Annotated in this window: 12 protein-coding genes and 1 pseudogene; all 13 read right to left on the minus strand. The window is 41.6% G+C overall.

Going from position 1 to position 9,795, the window contains the following annotated elements; translation table 11 throughout:
- Nucleotides 1-265, minus strand: a 265-nt coding sequence (locus M0Q51_16470; protein ID MCK9401571.1) for a hypothetical protein, incomplete at its 3' end; no start/stop codon positions are given.
- A 97-nt stretch (nt 266-362) separates the two neighbouring features.
- Nucleotides 363-652 (minus strand): annotated as a pseudogene (locus tag M0Q51_16475) (helix-turn-helix transcriptional regulator).
- A 106-nt stretch (nt 653-758) separates the two neighbouring features.
- Nucleotides 759-2,222, minus strand: a complete 1,464-nt coding sequence (locus tag M0Q51_16480) for an ice-binding family protein (GenBank protein MCK9401572.1) — start codon at nt 2,220-2,222, stop codon at nt 759-761.
- 130 nt (nt 2,223-2,352) lie between these two features.
- Nucleotides 2,353-2,787: a response regulator gene (locus M0Q51_16485; protein MCK9401573.1), complete on the minus strand. Its 435-nt coding sequence runs from the start codon at nt 2,785-2,787 to the stop codon at nt 2,353-2,355.
- A 36-nt stretch (nt 2,788-2,823) separates the two neighbouring features.
- A complete protein-coding gene (locus M0Q51_16490; GenBank protein ID MCK9401574.1) occupies nt 2,824-3,396 on the minus strand; it encodes an AraC family transcriptional regulator in 573 nt (190 codons plus the stop codon).
- A gap of 185 nt (nt 3,397-3,581) precedes the next feature.
- A complete protein-coding gene (locus tag M0Q51_16495; protein ID MCK9401575.1) occupies nt 3,582-5,351 on the minus strand; it encodes an ice-binding family protein in 1,770 nt (589 codons plus the stop codon).
- A 135-nt stretch (nt 5,352-5,486) separates the two neighbouring features.
- Nucleotides 5,487-5,906: an ice-binding family protein gene (locus tag M0Q51_16500; protein MCK9401576.1), complete on the minus strand. Its 420-nt coding sequence runs from the start codon at nt 5,904-5,906 to the stop codon at nt 5,487-5,489.
- 25 nt (nt 5,907-5,931) lie between these two features.
- Entirely contained in the window at nt 5,932-6,630 is a 699-nt protein-coding gene (locus M0Q51_16505; GenBank protein MCK9401577.1) for an ice-binding family protein, read from the minus strand.
- Between the two features lie 89 nt (nt 6,631-6,719).
- Nucleotides 6,720-7,121, minus strand: a complete 402-nt coding sequence (locus tag M0Q51_16510) for a hypothetical protein (protein ID MCK9401578.1) — start codon at nt 7,119-7,121, stop codon at nt 6,720-6,722.
- A 61-nt stretch (nt 7,122-7,182) separates the two neighbouring features.
- Nucleotides 7,183-7,620 carry a hypothetical protein gene (locus M0Q51_16515; GenBank protein ID MCK9401579.1) on the minus strand — a complete coding sequence of 146 codons (438 nt, stop codon included), beginning with the start codon at nt 7,618-7,620 and terminating at the stop codon, nt 7,183-7,185.
- A gap of 153 nt (nt 7,621-7,773) precedes the next feature.
- Nucleotides 7,774-8,349, minus strand: a complete 576-nt coding sequence (locus M0Q51_16520) for an ice-binding family protein (protein MCK9401580.1) — start codon at nt 8,347-8,349, stop codon at nt 7,774-7,776.
- Between the two features lie 241 nt (nt 8,350-8,590).
- A complete protein-coding gene (locus tag M0Q51_16525; protein MCK9401581.1) occupies nt 8,591-9,025 on the minus strand; it encodes a response regulator in 435 nt (144 codons plus the stop codon).
- A partial coding sequence (locus M0Q51_16530) for a response regulator (GenBank protein ID MCK9401582.1) occupies nt 9,025-9,795 on the minus strand: 771 nt, incomplete at its 5' end. The genes M0Q51_16525 and M0Q51_16530, both read right to left, overlap by 1 nt.

Genomic DNA, 9,795 nt, shown 5'->3' on the forward strand with positions numbered 1-9,795 from the left:
CAATCAGCAAATCTGCTGCACATTGCGCGCTTGCACCATCATTGTCGTGCATCACACCGTTCACATTTCCGAAACCGGTGCTGGAACCGCTGTTCGTGCCTACATTGCCTGTAAGCTGCGAAATTCCCGTATTGCTCACTGCCCCAACACTAGAAAAGAGAACGAATTCAGCAGCAGTTCCCAGAGGAGGTGCTTGTGCAAAATTTAGAATTGGTATCAAAGGCAGTATAACTGCAGTTAATACATTGAGTAGTTGTGTTTTCATTTTAATAATTTTTATTTGTGAATAAATTTTCACAGAACAAAGGTCAGCACCTTTAAACACGTGAGTGTTACGCAATTATTGAAAAGAGTTACAACATTCACACATTTTTAAGTGTGCTGCGTTTTTTGCGTTTGAGCGATTTAAAAAAAGAAGGCGTTAAACCTGTTATCTTTTTAAATTGATGGGAAAGATGTGCTACACTGCTGTAATGGAGTTTCCAGGCAATTTCAGTAAGGTTGAGTTCGTCATAAATGATTAACTCTTTTACCATTCAATGTTGTGCGTGAGGATATATTGTTCAATGGTGATGCCTGTTACTTCTGAAAAAAGTTTAGCGAGATAGGTATAGTTGAGCTTCTCACTGAGGTAATCTGAAAAATTTATTTTCGGACGCTCGTTTGCATAATCACAATGCTTAATTAAGGAAACTGCGGGGAAAGAAAAAGAGGCTGGCCTTTGCGGCAGCCTCTTTTGAGATTTTGATTCCTTTAATTTATTGTGGCTGTGTAACAGTATTCATTTGAAGAGTTACCGCAGTTTGTGCCAACATCCTTCCGTTTATTGAACCGCCTGTCTGCAAATTAATACCTGTCATCCCCAAAATGATCCCTTCAAAATGACTTGTCGTTCCGAAGGTAACGGCGCCGGATACCTGCCAGAAAATATTCTTGGCTTGTGCACCTCCGGTCAAGGTAATATTCACCGCAGAACTCATAGTAAGGGTCCCGGCAACCTGGAATATCCAGACATCGTCCGGGCCGCCCGAAATTGTAACATCCGTTGGGATTATAACCGTACTCGTCCATTTATACAGGCCAGGTGTAAGCGTTAAGCCTCCAATATTTCCGGAGCCCAAATTCAAGAAATCCGGGTTAGAACGTCCGGCGGCGTCAGTGTACGCGGCTTCCATATCACTTACGGCCGTGGTTAACATGCTGGCGTTAGTCACTCTGCATGGAAGAGGACCGGCAGCATCGACTGTGTAAATTGTCCCTGTCACTTCTGCACAACTTACTAGAATAGCTGCACCGGTGATTGGACTACTTCCAACATCTCCGGTAATAGCAGATGGAAAGACATCGGTAATTCCTGTTTTTGACAGAATCGCAAAATCGCCCGCAACCCCAAGATTTACCACTGCCAATGCCGGGGCAGGGGATAGGAAGTATACAACCGTAGGCTTTACAATGGCATTGGCATCTAATGTAACCGACTCAGTTCGCGCTAATGCTCTGCCTTCCAAAGATGCGCCTGTAGCAAACGTAATGTTTGCATAAGCCATGATGGTTCCCTTCATTACAGCAGTTGTTCCAAAAGTTGCCGCACTGCCGACTTGCCAAAAAATGTTGGAAGCCTGTGCGCCGCCGATTAGGAAAACTTGGCGACCGGATGTCATATTGAAACTGGATGCTATTTGAAAAATCCAAACAGCATTCGCGTCGCCTTGAGCATCGAGCGTAAGATCGCCTGACGATATTTCAAGCGAGCTGGTGGATTTATAAAGTCCCGGGGGAAGTGTTTGTCCGCCAAGATTTCCGGCTACACCGATAGGATTTGTTCGTCCTGCGGCATCGTTATATGCAGTCGTTAAATCAAGCATTGCCTGAGTTAACATAGTAGGGTTTGTCACGTAACCCGGAGGACCGGCAGCGTCAACCGTGTAGATCGTTCCGTCTATGGTTACTGTTTCAAATCCCGTCATGGAAGCACCGGTGATAGGACTCGCTCCAACATCTCCGGTAATAGTCGTAGGACCGGTATTGGTAATTCCAGCGTACGACAGAATTGCAAATCCGTCGGTCAAACCAAGAGTTACCGGCAATAGACCTGATTTGTAGTTGAGGGGAACTGTCGAAGTCCCCATAGGATCTATGCTGGTCTCAACATCTTTTTTGCACCCGGCAATTAAAACAACCGATACTATTGCAAGGGTTGTTAATAGTTTGCTCGTTTTCATTTTTTTAGTTTTTAAATTGTGACTTCATTATCACATTGCTAAGGTAAGTCCCTTAATTCCGGAAAGTGTTACATAAGTTTGGGGAAAAGTTACATATATCACTGATTCAAAATGGGCGGTTATCGGGGAATTACATCCTCTCCATATACCAGTTCAATTCCTTTTCCATTTTTTGGTAACGGAAAATAGTAGTGATGATTTTTTGCAAACGTATAAAGGCGGTTTCGCTTTTCACAACATAATCAAATGCCCTGTGATGCATGCAGCTTATTGCCACGTCAATTTTATCCTGGGAGGATAGCATCACAACGGGAATATCCGGATTGAATGCTTTTATTTTATCCAGTGTTTCTATTCCGTTCATCGCGTTTTTATCAATGCTGTCAAGAAGATAATCTAAAATGATCACATCAGGACTGTGTGATAAACTTTCCATGCAAAGTTCGCCCGTTGCATATGTTTCAATGGTAAAATCGCCATGTTGAAGGAATTCAATTTCCAAAGATTTTAAAAACAAGGCATCATCATCAACCAGGAAAAGTTTTATTCTGTTTTCGTTTTTCATGTATTGGCTTTTTTAATCCTGACAAACTCTTCAACTTTAATTCATAATTCCGATGTCCTCAATTGGGTTTCGTCTATTGTTCTTCAATTGCTTAAAATGAGAAGGAGAGAGTCCTGTAATTTTTTTAAATTGATTGGATAAATGAGCAACACTGCTGTAGTCCAATTTATAGGAAATCTCCGTAAGATTAAGTTCGTCGTACAACAGCAATTCTTTTGCTCTCTCAATCTTATGAATGATGATGAACTGCTGTATGGTGATGCTCTTTACTTCGGAAAATAAGTTGGACAGATAGTTGTAATCGTAATTTAGTTTTGCACTGATGTAATCGGAATAATTCGTTTTAGGCAATTCATCAGAATAATGAATCATTTCTGTAATCACATTCTTTATTTTTTCAATCAATATAGCTCTTTTGTCGTCCATTAATTCAAGTCCTATGCTGAACAAGGCAATTTTCACTTGCTCCCGCTGCTCCTCAGAAAGGTTTTCCATGATCTCAACTTCCCCTAAATCCACAATGATGAAATGCAGCCCAAGTTTTTTCAACTCTTCTTTCACCGCAATTTTGCAGCGGTTACTTACCATGTATTTGATATATAATTTCAAAAAATATGCATTTTTTAAACGGGGGAGGCGAAGATACGCCTCTTAGTTTCGAAAAGTGTTACATAACTTTTAAAATAAGTTATATAATTCACAGAAATTCTTTCTGGTGATATGACTTTACAGATTATAAATAAAAGAAACCATCCCTTTGGGACGGCCTCTTTTAAGATTTTGATTCCTTTAATTTAGTATGGCTGTGTAACAGTATTCATTTGAAGAGTTACCGCAGTTTGTGCCAACATCCTTCCGTTTATTGAACCGCCTGTCTGCAAATTAATACCTGTCATCCCCAAAATGATCCCTTCAAAATGACTGGTCGTTCCGAAGGTAACGACGCCGGATACCTGCCAGAAAATATTCTTGGCTTGTGCACCTCCGCTCAAGGTAATATTCACCGCAGAACTCATAGTAAGGAGCCCGGCAACCTGAAATATCCAGACATCGTCCGGGCCGCCCGAAATTGTAACATCCGTTGGGATGATAACCGTACTCGTCCATTTGTACAGGCCAGGTGTAAGCGTTAAGCCTCCAATATTTCCGGCGCCCAAATTCAAAAAATCCGGGTTAGGCCGTCCGGCGGCGTCAGTGTACGCGGCTTCCATATCACTTACGGCCGTGGTTAACATGCTGGCGTTAGTCACTCTGCATGGAAGAGGACCGGCAGCATCGACTGTGTAAATTGTCCCTGTCACTTCTGCACAACTTACTAGAATAGCTGCACCGGTGATTGGACTACTTCCAACATCTCCGGTAATAGCAGATGGAAAGACATCGGTAATTCCTGTTTTTGACAGAATCACAAAATCGCCCGCAACCCCAAGATCAACTACTGCCAGACCTGACGTGGTACCAGCGGTTGTGAAACTCCAAACAGTGTTGGCTGCAAGCGCATTGCCAGCTAAGTCCTTTGCCCCGGTAGTTATCGTGGCAGTATATTCAGTGCTGGCTGCCAGGATATTTGACGGAGTAAACGTTGCTGTTGTTCCGGAATAAGCCACCGTGCCAGAAACTGCCGTTGTCCCTTGCTTTAATGTAAATGTCGAAGTGTTAATCGTTGAGGGATCCATTGCCTCACTGAAGGTTAATGCAACTACCGTGTTGTTCGCAACACCTGTGGCGTTGTTGAGCGGGACTGTTGAATTTACCGTGGGCAATATAGTATCTGGTGCATTACCGGTGGTAAAGCTAACAGTATTCATTTGAAGAGATACCGCAGTTTGTGCCAATATCCTTCCGTTTATTGATGCGCCTGTCTGCAAATTAATACCTGTATTCCCCAATATGTTCCCTTCAAAATGACTGGTCGTTCCGAAGGTAACGGCGCCGGCTGCCTGCCAGAAAATATTATTTGCCTGTGCACCTCCGCTCAGGGTAATTTTCACCGCAGAACTCATAGTAAGGGTTCCTGCAACCTGGAATATCCATACATCGTTCGGGCCACCCGAAATGTAAATATCCGTTGGGATGATAACCGCACTCGTCCATTTATACAGGCCAGGTGTGAGCGTTAAGCCTCCAATATCTCCGGCGCCCAATTCAGAGAAATCAGGGTTAGCACGTCCGGCGGCGTCAGTGTACGCGGCTTCCATATCACTTACAGCCGTGGTTAACATGCTGGCGTTAGTCACCCTGCATGGAAGAGGACCGGCAGCATCGACTGTGTAAATTGTCCCTGTCACTTCTGCACAACTTACTAGAATAGCTGCACCGGTGATTGGACTACTTCCAACATCTCCGGTAATAGCAGATGGAAAGACATCGATAATTCCTGATTTTGACAGAATCACAAAATCGCCCGCAACCCCAAGATCTACCACTGCCAGACCTGATTTGTAGTTGAGGGGAACTGTCGAAGTCCCCATAGGATCTATGCTGGTCTCAACATCTTTTTTGCACCCGGCAATTAAAACAACCGATACTATTGCAAGGGTTGTTAATAGTTTACTCGTTTTCATTTTTTTTGGTTTTTAAATTGTGACTTCATTATCACATTGCAAAGGTAAGTCCCTTAATTCCGGAAAGTGTTACGCAATTATTGTAAAGAGTTACAACATTCACACATATTCTTTCTCGCGATATTGCTTTACAGATTATAAAACAGCATTTGCATCCCCCTTGGCATCGAAGGTGAGATTACCTGACGATATTTCAAGTGATCCACTGGATTTATAGAGCCCGGGTGTGAGTGTCAGCCCACCGAGATTTCCGGCAAGAATCACAAAACCTGCGGTTGATTGAAGGTTGACCGTTGCCTGCACGGTAGTTTGAAGAGGTATGACTATTGGTGTTGGACCTACTACAGTATCCTCTTTTTTACAACCCGCTATCAAAAGAAACAAGGGTAATACAGCGGTCAGTCCCGCTTTTCGCGAGACACCGACGAAATGCGTCCATCGGCTTAAAAAACTTACTGCATTTGTTGTATAAATCTTCATAAATTCCTCTATAGTGATTAGTGAAAATAAATAAGAAACCCCGCTCTTGAGAGCGGGGTTTCGATGTTCAGCCATCGATTGGGAATTTAGTCCAACCATTTTACGGCGTAGGCTTTACAATGGCATTGGCGTCTAATGTAACCGACTCAGTTCTCGCCAATGCTCTGCCTTCCAAAGATGCGCCTGTAGCAAACGTAATGTTTGCATAAGCCATGATGGTTCCCTTCATTACAGCAGTTGTTCCAAAAGTTGCCGCACTGCCGACTTGCCAAAAAATGTTGGAAGCCTGTGCGCCGCCGATTAGGAAAACTTGGCGACCGGATGTCATATTGAAACTGGATGCTATTTGAAAAATCCAAACAGCATTCGCGTCGCCTTGAGCATCGAGCGTAAGATCGCCTGACGATATTTCAAGCGAGCTGGTGGATTTATAAAGTCCCGGGGGAAGTGTTTGTCCGCCAAGATTCCCGGCTACACCGATAGGATTTACTGTTCGTCCTGCGGCATCGTTATATGCAGTCGTTAAATCAATCATTGCCTGAGTTAACAAAATAGGATTTGTCACGTAACCTAAAGGACCGGCAGCGTCAACCGTGTAGATCGTTCCGACTAAAGCTACTGTCTCAAATCCGGTCATGGAAGCACCGGTGATAGGACTCGCTCCAACATCTCCGGTAATACTCGTAGGACCGGTATTGGTGATTCCAGCGTACGACAGAATTGCAAAATCGCCCGCAACCCCAAGATCAACCACTGCCAGACCTGATTTGTAGTTGAGGGGAACTGTCGAAGTCCCCATAGGATCTATGCTGGTCTCAACATCTTTTTTGCACCCGGCAATTAAAACAACCGATACTATTGCAAGGGTTGTTAATAGTTTGCTCGTTTTCATTTTTTTTGGTTTTTAAATATGGAATAATAAAATCCTTGCCAGCCGGTCCAAACGTGTGCAACCGTAAAAACATAATAGATATTATCCGAGTTGGGCAATTTTACAATCGCAACACCACAATCACTTTGACCAACTAAGCCTAAACCATTGGACATGAACTCTTGATTTTTATTATAAACCGTATGACCGTCAGTGTAAAACAACAGATTACCTAATGTATCAGTGATAGCAGCACTTCCACCCCAGGTATTTGTCTGACCGTCATAAAGTACATCGGGTGTACCGGAATTAAAATCAAGACCGCAATAATTATTAAAGTACCATATATTGGCTTCGTTTTGAGCAATTGAAATCTTTACAAAAAGTAGAATAAAAGAAAAAAATAAATATTTCATCATATCTAATAACCTATTTTGAGTTAAAAATCCGGTGTCCTAACACACTGGATTTTTTATGAAGTTAGTTTAAAGTAATTTGATTTAGTGAAATAATACCGCCTCCCATCAACTGCTGACAAGTCTTAAACTCCCCAGGATCTTTTCCACTACATGTTTCCTCAAATCCACCCTGTCCATCCGGACACAGTTTTTTTACACTTGCTATAACCATGTAGCAATTGCTGGAAGCTCCATGACAAAATTCAGTTAATTGAAAATCAGCATAAGTGGCAGACACATCTACCAACTGCTCATCTTCAAAGACAATTTCATAGGGCGTATCACATTGATCAACCACTGCACACCAGACCTTAAAATATGAATTACCGGGTAAAGGGCAAGGATCGCAGTTTTGAGCATCCCAAGAAACTCTTACCGTTGCTTGAGCAATGGATCCTTGTATTCCTGTTAAAACCAGGACCAACATAATGGCTAATGTTGTAAATAGTGTTTTCATCATGTTTAGTTTTTAAAGTTAGTAAATATTTAAAGAATATATTTAAATTGTGACTTCATTATCACATTGCAAAGGTAAGTCCCTTAATTCCGGAAAGTGTTACGCAATTATTGAAAAGAGTTACAACATTCACACATTTTATTTCTCGCGATATTGCTAACAGATAAAAAAAAAGCGCTGCTTAATAAGCAACGCTCTTTTCATCCTGCAAATATTTACTGTTTCACAATGGTATTGCCTGCCATAGTAACTCCACCGGTTCTTGCTAACCCTCTGCCAAAAAATGTTGGAGGCCAATGCTCCTCCGCTGAGGATAACTTTTCGTCCTGATGTGGTGGTGAGTGTGGATGCTATCTGTATAATGAAAACGGCACTCGCATTTCCCTTTGCATCAAAAGTCAGGTCGCCTGATGATATAGCCAGCAAGGAAGTTGACTTATAAAGCCCGGGGGTAAGCGTAAGTCCCCCGATATTTCCCGACAGTGTTACTATATCTGTGCTGGTTCGTCCGTCAGCATCATTATGTGCTGCGGTTAAATCAAGTTTCGCCTGATTGGAGTTAATATCATTGATGTGTTGTGTCCCAACAAATATCCCGGGAGGAAACCCACCCACCGAAGTACCCGGACTTAGTCCAAGGTCGCCAGTGACTGTTGCTGCTCCTGTGCTGGTAACTGCTGAGCCCGCAAGAACCGCGAAGTTGGATGCATCGGCAAGTGGTACTGTCGCCAGAACCGTGGTTTAAACGGGAATTACAATTGGATTTGCAGAGGCAGGTTCATCTTTTTTGCAACCGGCAATTAAAACAACCGATGCTATCGATACTATTGCAAGGGTTGTTAATATTTTATTCGTTTTCATTTTTTTGGTTTTAAATTGTGAATAAATTTTCACAGAACAAAGGTGAGTCCTTTGATTCCGGAAAGCGTTACACAATTACAGAAAAGAGTTACATCATTCAAACATTTTAATCTTACATCCTCTCCATATACCAATTCAATTCCTTTTCCATTTTTTTGTAACGGAAAATAGTAGTGATGATTTTTTGCAAACGTATGAAGGCGGTTTCGCTTTTCACAACATAATCAAATGCCCTGTGATGCATGCAGCTTATTGCCACGTCAATTTTATCCTGGGAGGATAGCATCACAACGGGAATATCTGGATTGAACGCTTTTATTTTATCTAATATTTCTATTCCGTTCATCGCGTTTTTATCAATGCCATCAAGATGATAATCTAAAATGATCACATCAGGGTTGTGTGATAAATTCTCCATGCAAATTTCGCCTGTCGCAAATGTTTCAAGGGTAAAATCGGCATTTTGGAGGAATTCAATTTCTAATGACTTTAAAAACAATGCATCATCATCAACAAGAAAAAGTAGTATTTTTTTTTCGTTCGTCATCAGTTGGTTTTTTTAATCAAGTTATACTCTTCTTCTAATTCTTTGCAGGCTTGAGAGCAAACGTTTTCAAGCTGTATAACCAATTCTGGTAATTCATCAAGATGTTGTTGTGTGCTTGCATATTCCTGAATTTTTTTTGCCATGTTTTCGAAATCGGCACTAATACCCATTATTGAAAATGAGGGGATCATTTTATGTACTGCCGCGTGCAATGAATTCCAATCTTTATCCTGCAAGCTTTGTTTCATTGCATTAATTAAAGGTGGGGTTTGTTTCAAATAAAGTGAAATCATTTCCATCATCAATGTTGGATCAGATTTTGTACGACGGATTAAATAATCCAGGTCGGTGCACTTTAACTTTTTACTTTGACCGTTTCCATTCTCTTTATATCCGTTAATAAGTAAATTCTTTTTTACTAACCCAACTATTTTACTGTACAATAATCTTTCGTCAACGGGCTTTGTGATGTAATCATTCATGCCAACGGCTTTGCATTTTGCTAAATCAACCGTGGTTACATCGGCAGTTAAAGCGATGATGGGGATTTTAGAATTCATTTTGTTTCGAATGTACTCTGTAGCTTCAAACCCATTCATTTCGGGCATATGCAAGTCCATCAAAACAATATCGTAAGATTTATTTTGTAGTTTTTCGATGGCTATTTTTCCGTTAACGGCAATATCGCATTCAAATCCGAAATCATCCAATAGTGTTTTCATCAGTAATTGATTGAGTGATATGTCTTCCACCACCAATACTTTTATGTT

This window comes from Bacteroidales bacterium, from assembly GCA_023229505.1.
In the GTDB taxonomy this organism is placed as follows: Bacteria; Bacteroidota; Bacteroidia; order Bacteroidales; family JAGOPY01; genus JAGOPY01.

What these genes read in the sequence shown, in the direction of transcription:
- M0Q51_16480 (MCK9401572.1), bottom strand. Translation starts at nt 2,222, where the DNA reads ATGAAAACGAGCAAACTATTAACAACCCTTGCAATAGTATCGGTTGTT.
- M0Q51_16485 (MCK9401573.1), bottom strand. Translation starts at nt 2,787, where the DNA reads ATGAAAAACGAAAACAGAATAAAACTTTTCCTGGTTGATGATGATGCC.
- M0Q51_16495 (MCK9401575.1), bottom strand. Translation starts at nt 5,351, where the DNA reads ATGAAAACGAGTAAACTATTAACAACCCTTGCAATAGTATCGGTTGTT.
- M0Q51_16500 (MCK9401576.1), bottom strand. Translation starts at nt 5,906, where the DNA reads ATGGCTGAACATCGAAACCCCGCTCTCAAGAGCGGGGTTTCTTATTTA.
- M0Q51_16505 (MCK9401577.1), bottom strand. Translation starts at nt 6,630, where the DNA reads ATGGGGACTTCGACAGTTCCCCTCAACTACAAATCAGGTCTGGCAGTG.
- M0Q51_16510 (MCK9401578.1), bottom strand. Translation starts at nt 7,121, where the DNA reads ATGATGAAATATTTATTTTTTTCTTTTATTCTACTTTTTGTAAAGATT.
- M0Q51_16515 (MCK9401579.1), bottom strand. Translation starts at nt 7,620, where the DNA reads ATGATGAAAACACTATTTACAACATTAGCCATTATGTTGGTCCTGGTT.
- M0Q51_16525 (MCK9401581.1), bottom strand. Translation starts at nt 9,025, where the DNA reads ATGACGAACGAAAAAAAAATACTACTTTTTCTTGTTGATGATGATGCA.